Origin of the sequence: Halomonas huangheensis, assembly GCF_001431725.1 — a bacterium.
GTDB classification, from domain to species: domain Bacteria; phylum Pseudomonadota; class Gammaproteobacteria; order Pseudomonadales; family Halomonadaceae; genus Halomonas; species Halomonas huangheensis.
The window spans coordinates 4,324,593-4,343,460 of record NZ_CP013106.1 but is presented as its reverse complement, the minus strand read 5'-3'; the positions used below and the strand labels follow the sequence as shown (position 1 = coordinate 4,343,460).

The window sequence follows — 18,868 nt, the reverse complement described above, 5'->3', positions numbered from 1 at the left end:
AGAAAATACTTGTCTGCTATAAGAGACGCATCCGAACAGCGTAATGCACCTGCTGCTCCGCCTCTGCTGTGCTGTGGCGGAGCAGCAGGTGAGCTTGAACTTTAGACTTCAGATAGGGGGGGATGATTATGGATTTTTGGGGTTGGGTATTACTGATTGTTATCGCAGGGGTAGGTATCGCAATCGTGCAGGTTGTTGTTGTATCAAATAAAAAGAAAGCGATGGAGGAGAAGTTAAGGTCTCTTCCTGAGTTTTCTCCTACACAGAAAATAATAGGAAATAATGGAGAGGCTGGCCTTGCGATTGATGAAGATCGGAGAAAAGTCGTATTGATTAATAGTGGTCCGTCTGGCGTTAGGCTGAAACCAATCACATATCGAGACATCCTTTCTTCCGAAATATTTGTAGATGGAGAGACAGTCACCAAAACGGCAAGAGGAAGCCAGCTTGGCGGAGCACTTATTGGTGGTCTTGCGCTCGGAGGTGTCGGAGCTATTATCGGTGGGTTGTCAGGAAAAACAAAATCGTCTGAAAAAGTAAAGAGGGTTGATCTTAGAATAACCGTAAACGACACGAAGTCGCCTTTGCACGACCTTAATTTTATGGATGTTGAAGGGAAGAAGGACGGTATAGTTTACAAAACGGCTATGGATCAGGCTCGTCATTGGCATGGATTAGCTGCTGTCCTTATTAAAATAGCAGATAACGAAGATGAACGCCAAGTGAACACCGAGCCTTCCTCCAGTGCAGAGAGCTCTAACATCAACTCATTGGCAGACGAACTTTCAAAATTGAGCGATCTCCGGGACAAGGGAGTACTCTCCGACGAGGAGTTCGTAACGCAGAAACAGAAGCTGTTGTCATAGCCACGCTTTCAAGTAATTTATCAATTACAGCACGCGCTACTTCACCTGCGTGCCGAAGCCGCGCGTGCTGTTGATTAACTGGGAAAGTGCCCATGAAACAGATTCTTGCGAATGAGCCAGTCACGAAGATGGCGGAAAATCAGCGGTTGTTGCAGAAACTCTTCGATTCCGAAGAGCTGTCATCTGAATCTATCATCCCCTGATGAAAGCCCTACATGAGAGCAGTGCTTTCCGCCTGAAGGAGATGATTGGTGCTCACGGCCGGCCCGGAATTTCGTTAGTTGGGGATGAGGCTGCCGTGACGGGAGAGGATGTAGCGGGTTGGCAGTTGGCACTTCTCCAAGATCGGGTACGTACTCTATCTAGCAAGCCTCAATCCTACAGCACCCAGTTTGGTGTTGATGGAAACGGTTGGCCAATGTTATTTCCTATTGAGGATTCTTCTACGGTTAATGAACGCCGTGAGCGTCTTGAGCTGAACTCCCTCGAGAAGCACCAGGAACAAATGATCAAGCAGGAGCGGAAACGGCGTGCTAATGTCGAGCAACCAGTTAACCAAGCACCGCACTCTGATGCCCATGTCTCCGCTTCGCTGCATCAAGGTCTCCAGTGTGCTCTACGTTAGTTTTTCTGTATTAAATGAAATGATAGTGAGTAACCTTTGAAAATTACTACGGACGTCAAAAAGCAACACACTGTACCACGCTTTCTCTTGGATAAGTTTGGTTTTGGGAAAAAAGGAAAAAAAAGAAGGTTGTATACTTTTGATAAAAAAAGCTCTCGAAGATTTCAGCAGTCAGTTTTTGATGCAACAACAAGAAATACTTTCTATAATATTGAAAATCATCCTGAGAGAGCAAGTTTAGAGCCTATTTTGGGGATCTATGAAACTGAAGCTGCGCCACTAATAAAGCGAATCATCGAAACGAATAGCATTGGATGGCTGTCTGAAGTTGACAGGTTTAAAATCGCGACATTTATAGCGGTTCAGCGGTCTAGGTCGTATGGTGAATTTCTTCGCATTGAGCATGTTGTTGGCGCGTTGACGGGAAAGCTCGCTGCAATTGGCTCGACTCGCGAGCAAATAGAGGAAGAGTTAGGTTCAGAAGGGTCAAGTGAACGTAAAAACCTATTTCTAGAACTAATTCTTGACCAAAGAGAAACCGTTGCGCATTTAATGGCTAAATCATGGGTTCTCTATGAAACGAGCACTCACGACCCATTTTTTATATCTGATAATCCAGTTACTCTATATAACGAAGTGGATATGGGTTTTTTGGGTAACTTGGGTGTCGCCCTTAAAGGTATACAAATACACTTGCCACTGTCGTCATCTCTAACACTTGCATTAACATGCCCCTCTATTTCTGAAGCTGCAATTAATGGGAAGCGCCAGGTCAAAGCCTTAATAGCTATCGCATCTCCCCTTTTACAACAATTAAACAATCCTCTTGGCTTGATAGAGCTAGGGAATGCCTATGAGAGCGGAAATCCAATTAAGCAGTCTGCTAATAATGTAAGGTTTCTTAATAGTTTGCAAGTGTCATTTTCAGAGCAGTATGTTTTTTGTGAGAAAGATAATTTTGCGTTGGCGGAAGAAATGATTGGCGATAACAAAGCATATAAATCTGGACTTCGCATGCAAATCAGCTAACAAAATGATACGCGCGGATAAAATAATCTCTGCGCTCCTGTTTTCCAGCGAGCACTGCGTTATATCTGCTCTAGTGGAACGTCCTGCTGGTACATTAAAGCCGCTGGACGGCAGTGGTAGGTGACTTGGTCACGCTTCTCAGACCAACGCAGAAGCGATCGAATTATGGGACGCCTGAGGAGAACCTTCCGCCCACAACCCGGGGCGTTTTAGACGGCAAGCCATCAGCCGGCGCTAGCGTGGCTTCACGTGGCTTTTGTCCGGTGCTGAGCGCATACGATACAGCCCGGACGTGATCAGTGATGAAACCTCGACTGACCTTGTGCTCGGTCGCGAACATTGGCTATTCTTGATGGGCACCCGTTTGCTGCTGACGGCAACAGCAGCGCCCTTTGCCCTTCGGGGCAGCCCGCAAGCCGTAACGCATCCCGAGAGACGGCGCCCGCAAGGGCTGGATGCTACCTCACCCCACCAGGGAGACTTTCCCTGGACGGGAGTCTCCCATCCAATAGAAGGAGATTCCCATGCAGCTAGGCATTGCCTTGTACAACGCCCTGCGTTCTGCCGATGTCTCGGATGAGAAGGCAATGGATGTCGTCAATGCCCTGGAGAGCGAGATGCAACAGCAACTAGCCACCAAGCAAGACCTGAGCCAGCTGGAGACACGGCTGACGGTTCGTCTTGGCGGTATGATTGCCGGTTCCGTCGGCGTTCTCAGTATCGTCATGGCGTTGCTGAAGGTTTTCAGCTGACACAGCGCTTTCGCTTCACCGATCCTGCTTCTACTACCCATCTGGGGACACATCCCCAATGGGGAAGGTGTGTCTCCCGGATTTGATCCACTGGAGTATCACCATGAAGAAGCATCCATTCAAAGGCTCTCGCGCCTTACTTCTCTCCGTTCTGATTCCGCTAATGTTTCCGCAGGTCATACCCGAGCCACTCCGGTGGATCTGGTTGACGCTTGTCGCCCTGGTGGTGCTCAAGCGCCTCGGGATCATCAGCTTCGGCTTCGATCGTAGTGCAACCGGCGAGGATGGGACGGCTTCTTCGAAGTCCTCTGGTTCCCGTCGAGACGGTGTTACGCATCGAGGAGAGATCGTTGCCCATGGCAGCGCTCCCTATCAGTTCGACGAGGCAAACCGCCTCAGCTACTACATCACGCTACGAACCAAGCGTGGTGACGACAGAACCGTGTGGGGTATCGATCTAAAGCGCGTAGCGCTGGAGACCCCACTGGCCGTTGGTGACACCGTCGCGCTCGAGTTTCTCGGGCGTGAAGCGGTCGTTGTCAAACAGCCAGTTCGTAATGACCAGGGGCATGTCGTGGATCATCGCAAGGTGAGCACGCACCGCTATTCCTGGAAGGCACACGTTCTGCCGGTATAAACCAAGCGGTATCCACCCTATGGGGAAGTTTCCTTCCCCCTGGGGCGAGGTGCTTCCCCTTTTTTTGTTCAAACGAAGGAGAAGCACAATGACTACTGCCACCACTCAACATGCCGTTCCGCGCCTTGATGTCACGACCAAGGCCATGTATCGCGGCCTGTGCCCATCAGATCGGAACTGCATGGTCCACATGGAGCAGCCTCTGTTGAACGAGGTTGTCATGTTATCTGCCGCCACCTCAGCACACGAGCGTGTGCCTGCGGTGTTCTGGCTGGATCTCATAGACGGCTTCATGGACAGCGCGAGAGATAAACTCGCCGATGTTCCCTCTGGATGTCGTGCCTTTGACTGTGATGTTGAGGTGCACGGCAATCTCAGCGTCAGCAACTTGCCATGCTCCCTGCGAGTTCATGTCGAGGTGCAGCGCCTCTGGCACAAGCAAGTGCTGGTGTTTTCTCTGGCCGGTCACAGCGCCATGGCTGCCTGACCATCCCCTTATCTACTAGATAGCCCGGCTCGCCGGGCTTTTCTCTTCACCCCCGACCGGGATGCGCTCCCGGTGGGGGCCGCTCGGTCGTCATCTTGAGGATCTGACGATGGCCGATATCTATCAGGCAATCACTGACCGGATTCTGGAAAGCCTTGAGCAGGGAGTCCTTCCCGGCGTCGGGAGGCCCTGGGATCCGTCCAGTCGAACGCCCCTCATACCATGCAATGCTGTTTCCGGGCGTCAATACAACGGCATCAATGTGCCATTGCTCTGGGACATGGCCGACAAGCGCGGCTTTTCTCAAGATCGCTGGCTGACCTTTCGCCAGGCGAAGGAAGCCGGAGGCTCGGTGCGCAAGGGCGAAAGAAGTACCCTTGCCTGTTTCTACAAACCCATGAAGCGGGAGATCGTCGACGACGCCGGCGATCCCGTTATGGATGAGGAAGGCAACCCGAAGGAGAAGCACTTCGCTATCCTGCGGGGGTTCAACCTCTTCAACATCGATCAGTGCGATGGACTTCCAGATGACGTCACGAACCCGCCTGCTACCACGATTGAGGGATTCGAGAGCGTGGACGCGCTCGATGACTTCATCGATGGCTGTGGCATCAAGGTCGTGCATTCACTGGATCGTGACGTTGCTGGCTATTACCCCAAACAGGACCGTGTGCTGCTGCCGGCAAAGGAGCGGTTTCATGACGCCGAGGGGTATTACAGCGTCGCACTGCATGAACTCACGCACGCCACTGGGCACGAATCACGCCTGGCGCGTGCCGGTATCACTGACCACGACGGCTTCGGGACTCCCCAGTATGCCTTCGAGGAACTGATCGCGCAGCTGGGCAGTGCCTTTCTGTGCGGGCACTTCGGTATCCGAAACGACGCTTTCGACACCGCTTACATCGCCAGCTGGATTCAGGCATTGAGGGACGACAAGAGAGCCATATTTCGGGCAACCGGCGCGGCACGCCTGGCAGCGGAGGTCCTGAAGCAAGCGCACCAGGAAAACCGTGCTTTGGCATCCACTGACCAACCGCAGCAGGAGAGCGTCAAGGCTATGCCGACGCGCCGGCCCAGGGCGGATGATCAGGACATTGAACTGTTCGGCCATCAGTGGCCACTGGGCGATAGCGTCAAGCTGGATCCCACGGTCGACCGGGGGACGTTCCGGGCTCAGGTATCGCGCCTGAAGCAGCTCGGATATCAGTTCGATGCCAGATCACAAACCTGGAACTACGCGGCTGTTGCAGCCGCCTGAGCTTTTTAACAAGGCTTCACAACGCACGACCAGGCTCTGCAGGCGCTGGCCAGCGGCAGTTGGACTCAGCGACTGTATGCCTGACTGACTACCCGACCGAAAGGTCATTCCCCTACGGGCGATTTCATCCCGTTGGGGATGGATCGCCCATCAACAACATGATGGAGACGAGCGATGTCAGTGACTAAATCCATGGATCCCATATTCTCGGCACTCACCGAAGCACAGCTGCGAATGATTGAGGACCAGCTGTCCAACAACGAGTCCTCGACCGACGAGGAGTTGTTCGAGTTCTTCATCGAAGAAGGTATACCGGTGACGCCGGCGCGAGAGGCTGTATCCCTTCGCGACGACTACCTGACCCGGATTTTCGAAGAGGGCTACACGCCGATACGTGCGGGTGAGTACGCACGTTTCTATGACCCGCAAGCACGGCAGTTCAAGCGGATCTGATCACATTCACTTCCCCGTGGGGCGACGCCTGCCCCTCGGGGGTAGCTCGCCCCTTTTCCTTATCACGGAGGCGAGCATGACGACTCAACCCCGGCTCCGGTGCCTCGAAGAGGCCCCGGAGCTATTTCTGGACAGCTATGTCGCCGATAGCGACAGCGCAGTGTTCCTATCCCTCTGGGGACGGGATACCGCGATCCATGAGCTGATGGCCAAGCTGACCTTGCCGATTAGCGAAGGCGGCCTGGACAGTCTGAACATGATGGGAGAGCGGCCCGTCCGGTTGCACTTGAACCGCGACCGACTAGGTAAGCGCACCACGCGGACCTATCGACAAACGCGATTCGGTAGTCTGCTGAACCTCTGGCTGTTCGATCAGCGCTGCCAGGAGCCCGACCGGGCCAATCGGCAGTGCTATGCCATCTTCAACGAAAGAGATTCCCTGCAGGACAAGAGCGCGATGCTCTGGTCGCGACTGCGTGACCTGGCGACATATCCGCTCCTGGATCACTGGCGACCGACGATCGTGCAGTTGCTCCTCGAGCATGAAGCCATCCGCATGCTCGACCAGACGTCCGAGCGTCTGTCCGGCGTCTGGATCGATCTTTCGCTGGCTTCAGTGCAGGAGGCGATCGGCCAACGTATCCACTCCGGCGAACTCGCCATTCAATGAACCCAGGAGGCCACCATGGCGCTGATGTTTCCACGGTTGGCGAGAAACTTCGCCAAGAACGGCTATTACCCAACCGATGAGGCCACGCTCGAGCGTGTGTTGAATGCGCTGGATGCGTCGCACGACCAACGTGTGCGAATCCTCGATCCCTGTGCCGGCGAAGGCATGGCGATCCTGGAAACTGCGCATCGCCTGGGCCGGGAGAGAACCGATGCCTATGGCATCGAATTCGACCTGGAGCGAGCCCGACACATGCAGCGCGTCGTGGATGTGGGGATCCAGTCGGATCTGATGGATACCGTCATATCCCCGCGATCGTTCGGGTTGCTGTTCTTCAATCCCCCCTATGGCGATCTCGTTGGCGAGACCGGCGGCAGCAAGGGTTATGCCGGCAAGGGGCGACAGCGGCTGGAGAAGCTGTTCTACCAGCGGTCAGTGCATCTCCTGCAATACGGTGGGGTGATGGTCATGATCGTGCCGGGGTATGTGTTCGATGACGAGCTATCGAGTTGGGTTGCCCTGCATTTCGATCGCGTCAGCGTCCACCGGGCCGTCGTCGACACGTTCCAGCAGATGATCGTGTTCGGAGTGCGCACCAGGCGCAATGCACTACTGGCCAACAGCAAGGCGAAAGAGGTCAAAATGCTGTTACAGGGAATCGGCTCGAAGGACATCGAGCCGGACATCCTGCCGGAATACTGGAGCAGCGAACCCTACGATGTACCACCGGCTACGAGTAGCACGCCGCACTGTTATCGCGTGTCGCTGGAACCTGAGCAGTTGGAGCAGGAAATGGACCGTCTCGGCGGCCTATGGCCTGACTTCAACCTCGCGTTCTGGACGGATGGCGTCACGCAAAGACGTCCGCTGCGTCAGCTGTCCAGCTGGCACCTCGCGCTGTCACTGGCAGCGGGAGGCATATCGGGCATCGTAACCTCGAGGTCGGGACGTCAACTGGTCGTGAAGGGCGATACCTTCAAGGAGAAAGCTGCGAAGGTCGAGTTTGAGGAGGACGCCGACGGCAACATCACTGAGCGTCGCATTCTGACTGACCGTTTCGTGCCGGCCATCATGGCCTGGGACGTGACGCAGAGCTCTCCGGAGCGAGGCAAGCTATTCAAGATCACATCGACGCCGGTAAACGTGCCAGTGACTGAAACCGCCGACACCGAGTCGGCATAACCACTAACCCCGATCGCCACGGCGATCTTCCCTCCATGGGCAGCAACACCGCCCATAGAGGGGCGTGTTCTGCCCATTTTTCAAGGAGATGGTCATGAACATGCCATGCGCGACACTGGATAACGTCATCCCACTCAACGATTTCATCGATGAGTTCGGCGACGGGCTTCTAGATACCCTCAACCATACCCACCCCCCGGTTTACGACGGTCGGGGGAACCCGGGTCGCCAGGCGGTGATGGACTCATTGGCGCGAAAGCCGTTCCCGGCACAGGCCGATGTCGTTCAGGCGATATCGGCCTTGTTGCTGGATCAGAATGAGCGTGCCGGCATCATCAACGCCGAGATGGGTACAGGAAAGACGATGATGGCGATCGCCGTCGCTGCCGTGATGGCGAATGAAGGTTATCGCCGGTCGTTGATCGTCTCGCCGCCACACCTGGTCTACAAGTGGCGACGCGAGATCCTCGAGACGATACCCGAGGCGCGGGTCTGGGTGCTCAACGGCCCGGACACACTGGCGAAACTGCTCAAGCTGCGCGAGCAGCTGGGACAGCCCAGTGATGGCCGGCCGGAGTTCTTTGTGCTGGGACGTGTGCGGATGCGAATGGGGTTTCACTGGATCCCGGTGGCCACCCCAAAGCGTACGCTGGACGGACGCTTCGCGGCGTGCCCGGACTGCGGCGGTATGATCCACGACAGCGATAACGAGCCGATCAGGTTCGAGTTGTTTCAGCAGTCCGAACGTCAGCAGCGATGCGAAGAATGCGGTGGCCAGCTCTGGACACTCATACGACAGCGGCAACCCGAAGGGGGTGCCCGCCGTCGTTCGGTGCTCAAGGCGCTGCAACGCATTCCGACCATTGGCAAGGTGACATCGGAGAAGCTGATCGACCAGTTCGGGGAGGCATTTCTCTCGTCGATGCTGGCTGACAATGTGCATGAGTTCATCAACCTGATGGACGAGAACGGCGACCTGGTGTTCAACGATCGACAGGCGACGAGAATGGAGCGGGCGATGGCCAACATCGAGTTCGGCTTCGGTGAGGGCGGTTTTCAGCCGAGCGAGTTCGTGAAGCGCTATCTGCCTGATCAGTTCTTCGACCTGCTGATCGTCGACGAGGGGCATGAGTACAAGAACGCGGGGTCGGCACAGGGCCAGGCCATGGGCGTTCTGGCAGCAAAGGCACACAAGACGCTTCTGCTGACCGGCACGCTGATGGGGGGCTATGCCGACGACCTGTTCTATTTGCTCTTTCGGGTTCTGACGCCGGTGATGATCGAGGACGGCTACCGTCCCCAGCGCAATTCGCTGGGTGCGGCGTCCATGGCCTTCATGCGGGAACATGGCGTTCTCAAGGACATCTACTCCGAGCGTGAGGGCATTGGACACAAGACGGCGAAGGGCCGGAAAACGTCGGTGCGCACGGTCAAGGCACCGGGGTTCGGGCCGAAGGGCATACTGCGGTATGTGTTGCCCTTTACGGTGTTCCTCAAGCTCAAGGACATCGGTGGTGATGTACTTCCGCCGTATGACGAGGAGTTTGTGGAAGTGCCGATGTCGTCAGACCAGGCCAGTGCCTATGACAGGCTCTCCCGGGAGCTGACACAGGCGCTCAAGGAAGCACTGGCACGCAAGGACACCACCTTGTTGGGTGTGGTGCTCAATGTGCTTCTGGCGTGGCCTGATTGCTGTTTCCGGCCTGAGATGGTCAAACACCCGCGATCGCGGGATTTGATCAACTTCACCAAGTCGATCTTTGATGACGAGTCGACGATGCCCAAGGAGGGCGAGTTGGTCGAGATGTGTCGGTCGGAGAAGGCTGAGGGCCGTAAGGTCCTGGTCTACTCCTCCTATACCGGCAAGCGTGACACGACGAGCCGCCTGAAGCGCGTCCTCGAGCAGGCAGGGTTGAAAGTGGCTGTGCTGCGCTCGAGCGTCGACACCAGTCGGCGGGAAGACTGGATCGCGGATCGGGTCGAGAAGGGGATCGATGTCCTGATCACCAACCCCGAGTTGGTGAAGACGGGCCTCGATCTACTCGACTTTCCGACGATCGCATTCATGCAGACGGGCTGGAACGTCTACACACTCCAGCAGGCGGCACGCCGATCGTGGCGCATCGGTCAGCACCGGGCAGTGCGTGTGATCTTCTTCGGCTACGCCGAGACGTCACAGATCGCCTGTCTGCGGCTGATGGCCAGCAAGATTGCCGTGGCGCAGAGTACGTCCGGGGACATACCCGAGTCGGGTTTGGATGCACTCAATAGCGATGGCGTGTCGGTCGAGATGGAACTGGCCAGACAGCTGGTCGCTTGAACCTTACCCCCTCTTCGGAGGGGGTTCTCATCTGGTTCTGATGCGGGTGGTTGGTGGATTTTAGTAGACTCATGGAAGGGTCGGGAAAAAATGGCAACACGTGTTGCCACTATGGTTTTGGCAATGTATGTTGTCATTATCGATACATCAAATGGAGTCTACTATGTCATCGCGAAAATTCTCTGTACTGAGATTGCTTAGCAACCTCGCCAACTCGGCCCCGTCTCCCTCTTCTTCAATAACCCCAGCAGAAGACGACGATGGGAGTAGGGCTAACACTACATTAAGGTTGGAGCCAGCCGTCAGGAAGTTCGTTGACGATCAGGCGAAACATTATGGCGTGTCTTCTCAGCAATTCATTGCAATGATGTTAAAAGGGTTGATGACCGGTGGGAGCCACGAGATGGTTCAGCAGGCCAGTTTGATGGAAAGCCGGATCTATGATGTATTTGCAAGGAATAAGCTTTCACCTTCGCAAGTTGCAATAATGCTATCACCCTTCGGTATAAATGCGTCGGTCTTAAAAGATCCGCAGTCACTTTTAGAAAAAGTGACTCCAGAGATGATTTCTCATCTTTCTGATAAGTTTGGTGTGAAGGAAGAATGGCTGAATGGAGTAAGCGATCAGATATTTTCTGATAGAAATTATGACCGATCACAGTTTCAACTGGTCCAAGAAATCCTTAAGGAAAAAGATTCCACTGATAGAGTTCATGTTCATTTCGTGATGGAAGATGGATATCAGCCTCTAGAGGATGAAGGTGAAAGCAGCTGGGCGAAGTCTAGGGTGCATGCAGGATTTATTATCGAGTTTCAAACAGAAGAAGCCACTAAATATCTTATCATCAGACATCAGCCCTGGGGCTATAAACGAACACGAATAGAGATGAAGACTTTCCTGATGTTCTTAGAAAGAGGTGAGGAAGTCTACTATCCTGTGAGAGGCTATCAGGGCTGGATTATTGAGAAGAACAAGTTTGACGCTCTGTTCTCTGGCACTGTTTGGCCAAGTGATATTTTGGAGTTTAGAGCGCAGGGCGTTAAGACAGGTGCGAATGCCGAAGTATATCTGGAGGATATGGTTGACCAGGATGGCCAGGCGCTGGAAGAGTTTGAAGTAGAGGATGTTTCTTTGGCTTATGAGTCGTCTAAGCTTCCTTTGTTTCACAAAGCTTATAGAGAAATATTTACAACCGACCCTGAAGTGATAAAGAAATACATTTCTGCAAGCGAAGAAGAGCGGGCCGAAATGAAAGAATCTCTGTTAAAATCTTGCGACTAGAGGTTTTTCTTTGCACTATACACTTGGAGCGGTAGAGGTCGTTTCAAGTGTATAAGAGATTATTGCCTCGCGACTAGTATTCGTCAGAGTTGACTTTCTTGCGCCGTTGTTCAGCCCGCTTCACCGTTGCCATTTTTTCGGGGTGCTTCATGGCTTTCCAGCGGCGTATCTCTTCCACCGAGCGCCCACAGTCGACGCATAGCCCGCCTTGCAGACGGCAGGAGGCTATACAGGGGCTCTCTATTTTCTTGGCCATGTTAATGATGTCCTGTCCTTGAACGTAGACGAAGTGGCCAGCTGCCCCCATGGGTACATTGGCACTCCTCTTCGCTGTCGAAATCGACATGTCGTTCGACACATCCAGACTGATGCGATCACACACTGGCTGGTCATCACGCGGGTCAACCGCCCAGGCATAGATGACCCGGCCTTAATCGAACGAGTCCCTACTGGTAGTACCGGCGTTTAAAGTTCACCCGATTTGCATAGACTCTCCTGCAAAGATAGAGTCCAGCACAAAGCAGTATCACAAAAGTCCCAATCTGAACGGGGAGGCCGATTTGCCATTGCGCATGAGCATACGCTGCTGCTTTGGTGGCAATAAAGATCGGTAGCAAGATGGCCAGTGCAATCGCCCCCTTTGGGGTACCGTAAGAGATCTCCGCTCCACAGCCGGTGCAGACCTTTGCTCCACGGGGCACTGCTCCCATGCAGTGAGGGCATTGCATTTGTTCCATGGATATCACTCCTTGAATCCTATGTTCATGAACAGTTTACCAATGCAAACTCATTCCATCGAGTCGTGTAACGTGACCTCCTACTCAGGCACCGACGCTGCCAATAGACCTCCGGTCTCGGCCGATGCCTGACGGATGGGTCGGATGGGGCTAGGGTTGAGGTAGGGGCGTTGTCATGGCGGAACCTGGTAGCCGCTCTCACAGCAGGGAACTCTGGGGGACATAACAATGTATTGTCGTGAATGTGGTGTGGAGGTTGATGCCAGCAGAGACCGGTTCTGCTACAACTGCGGGACTGCTATCAAAAGTGAATCTGCAACCAAGGCCGTTGAAGCCACATGGACACCGGGAGAATCTAGCACTGATGAAGAGCTTGAATCGTCGCCTATTTCAGCACCGCAGAGACAGGCTTCGGAGTTGACAAGCAAGAGAGCTGAAGGGGGTGGGTGGTTGGCTAAAGTTCTATATCATTTTCTTCTGCATTGTTGCCCCCATACTGGGCTTCCTTGTAACTTTGACAGCGGTTCTTGGTCTTGAAAGCAACTCAGATTTTTCAGGGTTCTACAACTGGGAGACATATAGGAACGCGATGTATGGCATCGTCGTTGTGAATGTCTTTGTCATGTTCCGATTGGCTTATATCCTGAGCACGAGCGAACTTCAAACGACCAAGGGCGATGCCATTATGATGATGTGGGTTGCAGGACCTGTAGCGCTTATCGGAGGAGGGATTGTCATGCACTTTGCCCTTCCCGAGGGTCGTGTCTTTGAAGAGATCATTCCAGCGGCCCTTGGTAGCGCATTCTGGACCACAATCTGGACTCTCTACTTCAAGAAGTCGAAGCGTGTGGCCAACACCTACTGGAAGCCTGTATGACCCGACTCTCAGTGATCGTTGGGCAGTCGGTCTCTCGAGCGCTGTTATCTGATTCTTGATGGCCTCTCGATCTTGTCTCGGGGAGTTTTCCGACCAATATGAGTTGTTCAGTTTGGGGTTTGTGGCTTCCACTTGTTTGCAAATTGCCTTTAGGGTTAGAAACGAAACTAAAAGGAGAGGTATTAAAAATGTCACAGAAATCGTCTGCTCAGCATCAGCCTTTACTTACTCGTTATGCCGTTCCTAGAAGTGCGGGCCAAAGTATGCCTGGTGGTTTTTCTAAAGAAAAAAATGTTTGGGTCGTTAACTGCGATGGGAAAGAAGTTCCAGTAATACTTAGTCACGGCATGCCGTCTGAAATGATTACAAAGACAAATAATTATAATGAGCAAGACGATGAGTCACCTTTTTTTCATCATGAGCTGATAACTAAGACGGACGTTCAAAGTGAGAGGGATGATTCTGATTTTTTATATGGCGACGTCGTACCATTGTCGACTAGAATGGCTGCCGGTGATGGTAAAAAAATCAAGTGCTCAGTAAAACTCAATGAGCTATCGACTAAAACTGAAGTCGATGCAGAAAGCGACGATGAATTTCCATTTGTAGATCCGTTGATAGAGTTGCTTACAAAAACAAAAGTGGATGAGGAAAGAGACGATGAAGATGGTTTTTAATTGTGAGCAATGGTCATGATTATTAAATTTGAGGGCGGGGCATGATACTTCTAGTTACGAATGAGCGTGATATAACTATGGACTATGTAGTCCTTGAATTACAAAGGCGCGGCCTCAAGTATTATCGTCTTAATACAGAGTCATTGCCCCAATATCGTGTCGAAATGGGCATTCATTCTAGGGATGACTGGAAGATATACGATGGTGAGAATATTTTGTCTGGGGGCGATGTTAGAGCAGCGTATTTTCGTCGCCCTGGCAAGCCGGAAGTTAAACAGGATCTAGAAGAACGCGGACATCTCAATTATGCTGAATCTGAATGGGCATCATTCCTAAAAAGCCTTTACAGTCGTCTCGATAAAATGTGGTTGAATTCGCCCGCTAATATTCTACTTTCTGAAGATAAGCCCAGGCAGCTTTTCTTGGCAAAAGATATTGGCTTTCTTATCCCTGAAACCTCGATCACCAATGATATAAATTCTTTCAAAAGTATTGCTGCTCTTCGCTCAGTGATTGGAAAACCTTTGCGCCAAGCTCTGATTGAGGATAAGAATGAGAAGATTATTTTTACGACTTCGCTTCCTGCTCTTGATTCGGTAGATGAGATTGATTTGTCTTTTGCTCCAATAATAGTTCAGCATGAAATAAAAAAGGCCTATGATATACGCATCATTGTGGTGGGCAGCAAGGTTTTTCCTGTGGCAATCCACTCTCAAGACAACACTGTAACTGTGGTGGATTGGCGTCGAGGAGAAGTTCCAGATTTATTGCACGAGCCTATCATTTTGCCTGTGAGCATAGAACAAAAATGCAAAGATATAGTCAGAAAGCTAGGGCTCAAATTTGGTGCAATTGATATGGTAAAAGATCTCGATGACAGGTATTGGTTCCTTGAAATAAACCCAAATGGACAGTGGGCATGGATTGAAAATAGAACAGGGCTTCCAATTGCCAGTGCTATCGTCGATGAGCTAGTAGGAGAGTTGAGTTGATGGATCTGCTTAAAATCATGTGGCCTATGCTTGAGAAACCATCCAAGGATGAGATTTCTCGTATTGAATCCAAAACAAAAGCAGACATTGAAAAGGTGAAAGATAACGATTGGGGAAGTGAGGTCGATGTTTATATTGATGAGGCAAGGAGGATTCATGACCAAGAAAACAACCGTCGGTCAACGGCGGAAACAAAAGCAGGGGTATACTTAGCAGTCGTAGGTGCTTTCGCACCTCTCCTTGCTTCTTTGGCAACATTTTCCATGGAAAGAATATATAGTAAATATATTCTTTTCATTTACTTCGGCCTAATAGTCTTGTCGTTTTCTTGTTTATTTTTTAGCGGGCTATGGGCCTTGCGAGCATTAAACGTTGTACCTTCTTCTCGTGTGGATATTGAAGAGTTGGTGAGCATGTCCAGTGAAACTGATCCAAAAAAATATCTCTTGATAAAATTGCTGGTTTCTTCAAGGTTTAATAGAAAGTCGGTGAATGACAAGGTTACATGTGTAAAGATGGCTAACGCATTTTTGGTTAGAGCAGTTATATTAATTACGTTAACTCTTTTGTTGCAGGGGGGTTATCCAGCCATGGGTAGCATTTTTGCCGACGAGGAAAAACATATAGATGTTTTGCTATTTCAGGATGTTATATATGATAAATTTGACAGTTCTTGCCATGTTCAGGTGCCATTGAAGCCGAATGAATTGTGCGTTAATGGGAGCATTTAAATAAACTCTTATAATGGAAGTCCTGTTACGTTTTGACACAAGGAATGTCTGTCCACCGCGTAGTGTACTCTGGAGATCTGAACTTCTGGCGCATGTACCACGGCTGGCTTACGCCTTGTGCTGCCAGGAACACGGCTCCCTTGCCATGCCTCCGCTTGATTGCATCCAACGTCGCCATCAGCTTATCAGACTGCACTGACTGTCCGGGTTCTAGCATGTCGAATTGATGGTGCCGACGGTCCAGAATCTCAATCATTCCCACCCCAGCTTTCACGTACTGGTGACCCGGGCGGTATAGGCTGGCCACCGTGCGACGGGCCAAGGCTGCAACCAGGCGAACATCGTCAGTTGGGTACGGAAGCTGCGCAGCGGCACTCGCACTTACAAAGTTGGGCTCAAATGGACTGGTGTGCAGGAACACATGCAGTGTTGTCACCAGACTGCGCTGAGCCCTGAGCTTATCGACAGCTCTGGAAGCGTAGAGAGCCACTGCCTCCTGGATTGGCTCTAACGTGTCGGATCGCTTACCGAATCCTCGGGTACAGTAGATCTGTTTCTTTGCTGGTGGCACGTCCTCAAGGCCGAGACACGGGCGTCCGTTCAATTCCTCGATCGTCCGCTCAAGATTCACGTTGCTGGCCCGTCTGACGATCTTCGGGTTGGCTGTGGCCAGATCCCATGCGGAGTAGATACGCAGGTCCTCGAGGCGCTTGGCCAGTCGCTTCGCTATGCCCCATACGCCGGTCACCGGCATTCTCTTCAGCAACCATTCCCACTTGTGAGGCTCATCCAGTACGCACACACCCCCGCATTTCGGGATCTTCTTTGCAGCGTGGTTGGCCACTTTTGCCAATGTCTTGCTCGGCGCTATTCCAACGCCCACGGGCATCCGGACGTTCTGCCACACACTGTCCTTGATCTCTCTGCCCAGCTCGCTGAAGTCACCGGGCATGCCGGAGAGATCCAGGAACATCTCGTCGATGCTGTAGACCTCGATTCTCCCACTGAACGCCTGCAGAGTCGTCATCACCCGGTCGGAGATATCGCCATACAGAGGGTAGTTTGAGCTGAAGATCGTCACGTTGTGCTGACGCAGCAAATGCTCAATCTTGTGAAACGGCTCCAGGTCCGGGATGCCCAGCGCCTTGGCTTCCTTCGACCTGGCCACGACGAACCCATCGTTGTTCGATAGGACCACAACAGGCCTGCCGCGCAGGTCTGGCCTGAAGATCTGCTCACAGCTGGCGTAGAACGAGTTGCAATCAACGAGCGCGAGCACGGAAGAGCCTCACGGAGCTGATCACAGTGCCCTCAACTTCGAAGGTTGAGCCCTCGGAAATGACGATCGGCGGGTAGTCCTTATGGGCGGCGATCAGCCGGCGTCGGGCGACGTCGAGGATCTTGCAGGTGAGGTCGCCATTCAGGCTGGCCAGTACAACATCCCCGTCACGCGCTTCCTCGGCACGGTCTACGATGAGTAGGTCACCGTCGTAAATGCCCACACCTTCCATCGACTCGCCCTGCACCCAAGCATAGAAAGTCGCCTCCGGCCGATGGATCAGGAACTCGTTGAGATCGAGCTTTCGGTCCATGTAGTCGTCAGCCGGTGACGGAAAGCCGGCGCGAACGCGGGACAGGAAGCAGGGTGCCGAGAAGCGAGAGGCTACCTCATTGCGTGAGACCGTGGTGATGGGCATCATTAAAACCTGGATGAATATACAGGTGAAATTATGTGCACCAACTACGTCCTGGTCAAGAAGAGTGGATCCGCAGAGTTGGCCGATCGCCTGTCAGTGGATCCCAACGAGCTGATATACGGACTGAATTTCAAGCCCGGGAGCTTGATCAGCATTATCACCGGCTCTGGTGATGGCCACGTCGTCCGTCCAGCGACTTGGTGGCTCTACCTGCAACAGACAGAGAAGGGGCTAAAGCCGCACCGGGACTACTTCTCAGTGAACACGCGGTACGACAAAGTAGGGAAGAAGCTGGAGTATAGGCGCAGACGCTGCATCGTGCCGGCCACTGCATTCGTTGAGAGTCAGGACGGGAAGCATCCTCACCTACTGGAGCCTGCTGATGGCCGCGGCATCGCGTTCGGTGGGATCTACAAGGAATGGACGGACAAGGTCACGGGGGAGGTCGTGCATTCGGCATCGATCATCACCCTGCCAGGAATCAAGCCTTTGGAGAACATCCACCGCAAATCGGTGCCGATGTGGCTGCCTGACGATGCCTATGAGAAGTGGCTATCGCCGGAGGTGACCGATGCCGAGGAGCTGAACTACTTGCTTGAGTCTGCCTTGCGGTGCGACCTAAAGGCGACTCCAATCGACAAGACCTTCAGTAAGGTTCCTATTGGCATGCCATTCGTAATCTCACAGAAAAACGATGACTAGTAGATGTCCTACCTAAAGCATAACTTAGTCATCTTTGTCCATATGATGTTGGCCTGAGCAGTAATAGCAACGGTTCTCTAAATTGCCATGTTCGTCATCCCACCAAGTGACCATGTCATCTGCAACGCCTTCACACCCACACATGGTGCAATACACTGGGATCTCATCACTATCTTCATTACCACAAAATTCACATTTGTAGCCAGTGTCAGAGTCTTCGTTGGGGATCATGAGCGAATTTCCGCAATCAGGGCAATTCAGCTTTCTCCAGCTTACTTGATCATATTCTTTTAATCGATATCCGGAGAAAGCCTCAGATTCAGCATTTTCTACAGCCCTTGTCGCCCTTTGTAATTTTTCTTCATATTCGTCTGATAGTGCGCGGAATGTATCGCTTAATTCCGCAGGGACATAGCTTTCTAAATTCAGGATGCCTACAAACTCAAAAAACTCTAGTACAGATCTAAATATTCTTCCAATTGTCTCTCGGGCTTCTTCGACATTCATGTCGAATTTGTAGTGTTCAATATCGTTGCGCAATTTTTTGAGCCAATTTAGATCTCTTCTGAATTCAGAATTTTGCGCAATCTGACCTGTTTCATGAGAAATGAAATTGACTGACTCCCAGAAGCCAATTGTTTTGCTCCGATCAAGTTTTTCGGCAAAAGGGTTTTTGTATATCAATAAGCTGTGTTGTTCAGATATGTAATGCTTGAATATCAGTTCGATGAAATGAGAGAGATGTAATATTGCGAATTTATAGGACTTTTCATTGCCTTGCTCACCCTCGTTATATTTTGAAAGAGCCTCAGATAGGCTGTCGATGGCATTTTCTAGCAAGTCTAGAGAGTGCTTTTTCACACCACTATCTCCTATCGCGGAAGCAAGAAC

Annotated in this window: 20 protein-coding genes; 16 read left to right on the top strand and 4 right to left on the bottom strand. The window is 52.1% G+C overall.

What is annotated here, in order from left to right:
• The first annotated feature begins 122 nt into the window (after positions 1–122).
• The 11 genes from AR456_RS18710 to AR456_RS18660 all read left to right on the top strand — a co-directional run bounded on the left by AR456_RS18710 (position 123) and on the right by AR456_RS18660 (position 11,564).
• Entirely contained in the window at positions 123–866 is a 744-nt protein-coding gene (locus tag AR456_RS18710) for an SHOCT domain-containing protein (protein WP_021817773.1), read from the top strand.
• 661 nt (positions 867–1,527) lie between these two features.
• On the top strand, positions 1,528–2,520 hold the full coding sequence (locus AR456_RS18705) for a DUF4238 domain-containing protein (RefSeq protein ID WP_021817776.1): 993 nt from the start codon (positions 1,528–1,530) through the stop codon (positions 2,518–2,520).
• Positions 2,521–3,044: 524 nt separating this feature from the next.
• Entirely contained in the window at positions 3,045–3,272 is a 228-nt protein-coding gene (locus AR456_RS18700) for a hypothetical protein (RefSeq protein ID WP_021817777.1), read from the top strand.
• A gap of 205 nt (positions 3,273–3,477) precedes the next feature.
• Positions 3,478–3,909 carry a hypothetical protein gene (locus AR456_RS18695; RefSeq protein ID WP_155829158.1) on the top strand — a complete coding sequence of 144 codons (432 nt, stop codon included), beginning with the start codon at positions 3,478–3,480 and terminating at the stop codon, positions 3,907–3,909.
• Positions 3,910–3,997: 88 nt separating this feature from the next.
• Positions 3,998–4,396, top strand: a complete 399-nt coding sequence (locus AR456_RS18690) for a hypothetical protein (RefSeq protein WP_021817779.1) — start codon at positions 3,998–4,000, stop codon at positions 4,394–4,396.
• 109 nt (positions 4,397–4,505) lie between these two features.
• Positions 4,506–5,657: a DUF3275 family protein gene (locus tag AR456_RS18685; protein WP_021817780.1), complete on the top strand. Its 1,152-nt coding sequence runs from the start codon at positions 4,506–4,508 to the stop codon at positions 5,655–5,657.
• Positions 5,658–5,831: 174 nt separating this feature from the next.
• A complete protein-coding gene (locus tag AR456_RS18680; RefSeq protein WP_155829164.1) occupies positions 5,832–6,110 on the top strand; it encodes a hypothetical protein in 279 nt (92 codons plus the stop codon).
• Between the two features lie 76 nt (positions 6,111–6,186).
• On the top strand, positions 6,187–6,780 hold the full coding sequence (locus AR456_RS18675) for a hypothetical protein (protein WP_021817782.1): 594 nt from the start codon (positions 6,187–6,189) through the stop codon (positions 6,778–6,780).
• A 15-nt stretch (positions 6,781–6,795) separates the two neighbouring features.
• Positions 6,796–7,962, top strand: a complete 1,167-nt coding sequence (locus tag AR456_RS18670) for a DUF6094 domain-containing protein (protein ID WP_021817783.1) — start codon at positions 6,796–6,798, stop codon at positions 7,960–7,962.
• Positions 7,963–8,056: 94 nt separating this feature from the next.
• Positions 8,057–10,282 (top strand): DEAD/DEAH box helicase, encoded by a 2,226-nt coding sequence (locus tag AR456_RS18665; RefSeq protein ID WP_021817784.1) that lies wholly within the window; start codon positions 8,057–8,059, stop codon positions 10,280–10,282.
• Positions 10,283–10,445: 163 nt separating this feature from the next.
• Entirely contained in the window at positions 10,446–11,564 is a 1,119-nt protein-coding gene (locus tag AR456_RS18660; protein WP_021817785.1) for a hypothetical protein, read from the top strand.
• 73 nt (positions 11,565–11,637) lie between these two features.
• Here the strand turns inward: AR456_RS18660 and AR456_RS18655 are convergent, their stop codons facing one another.
• Positions 11,638–11,820 (bottom strand): DUF1289 domain-containing protein, encoded by a 183-nt coding sequence (locus AR456_RS18655; RefSeq protein WP_031207193.1) that lies wholly within the window; start codon positions 11,818–11,820, stop codon positions 11,638–11,640.
• Positions 11,821–12,743: 923 nt separating this feature from the next.
• Between AR456_RS18655 and AR456_RS18645 the strand changes: the two genes are divergently transcribed.
• The 4 genes from AR456_RS18645 to AR456_RS18630 all read left to right on the top strand — a co-directional run bounded on the left by AR456_RS18645 (position 12,744) and on the right by AR456_RS18630 (position 15,578).
• Entirely contained in the window at positions 12,744–13,178 is a 435-nt protein-coding gene (locus tag AR456_RS18645) for a DUF2569 family protein (RefSeq protein WP_021817788.1), read from the top strand.
• A 98-nt stretch (positions 13,179–13,276) separates the two neighbouring features.
• Positions 13,277–13,855, top strand: a complete 579-nt coding sequence (locus AR456_RS21375) for a hypothetical protein (RefSeq protein ID WP_155829167.1) — start codon at positions 13,277–13,279, stop codon at positions 13,853–13,855.
• A 41-nt stretch (positions 13,856–13,896) separates the two neighbouring features.
• Positions 13,897–14,847 (top strand): MvdC/MvdD family ATP grasp protein, encoded by a 951-nt coding sequence (locus tag AR456_RS18635; RefSeq protein ID WP_031207194.1) that lies wholly within the window; start codon positions 13,897–13,899, stop codon positions 14,845–14,847.
• Positions 14,847–15,578, top strand: coding sequence for a hypothetical protein (locus AR456_RS18630; RefSeq protein ID WP_021817791.1), 732 nt, complete (start codon positions 14,847–14,849; stop codon positions 15,576–15,578). Before AR456_RS18635 ends, AR456_RS18630 begins: the two co-directional genes overlap by 1 nt.
• A 25-nt stretch (positions 15,579–15,603) precedes the next feature.
• Here the strand turns inward: AR456_RS18630 and AR456_RS18625 are convergent, their stop codons facing one another.
• On the bottom strand, positions 15,604–16,857 hold the full coding sequence (locus AR456_RS18625; RefSeq protein ID WP_021817792.1) for a Y-family DNA polymerase: 1,254 nt from the start codon (positions 16,855–16,857) through the stop codon (positions 15,604–15,606).
• Positions 16,841–17,278 (bottom strand): LexA family protein, encoded by a 438-nt coding sequence (locus tag AR456_RS18620; RefSeq protein ID WP_216635835.1) that lies wholly within the window; start codon positions 17,276–17,278, stop codon positions 16,841–16,843. Before AR456_RS18620 ends, AR456_RS18625 begins: the two co-directional genes overlap by 17 nt.
• 30 nt (positions 17,279–17,308) lie before the next feature.
• Here AR456_RS18620 and AR456_RS18615 point away from each other — a divergent pair, with 30 nt between their 5' ends.
• Positions 17,309–17,977, top strand: coding sequence for an SOS response-associated peptidase family protein (locus AR456_RS18615; RefSeq protein WP_021817794.1), 669 nt, complete (start codon positions 17,309–17,311; stop codon positions 17,975–17,977).
• A gap of 24 nt (positions 17,978–18,001) precedes the next feature.
• Here AR456_RS18615 and AR456_RS18610 read toward each other — a convergent pair whose 3' ends face one another.
• Positions 18,002–18,838 (bottom strand): hypothetical protein, encoded by an 837-nt coding sequence (locus AR456_RS18610; protein ID WP_021817795.1) that lies wholly within the window; start codon positions 18,836–18,838, stop codon positions 18,002–18,004.
• Between the last annotated feature and the right edge of the window lie 30 nt (positions 18,839–18,868).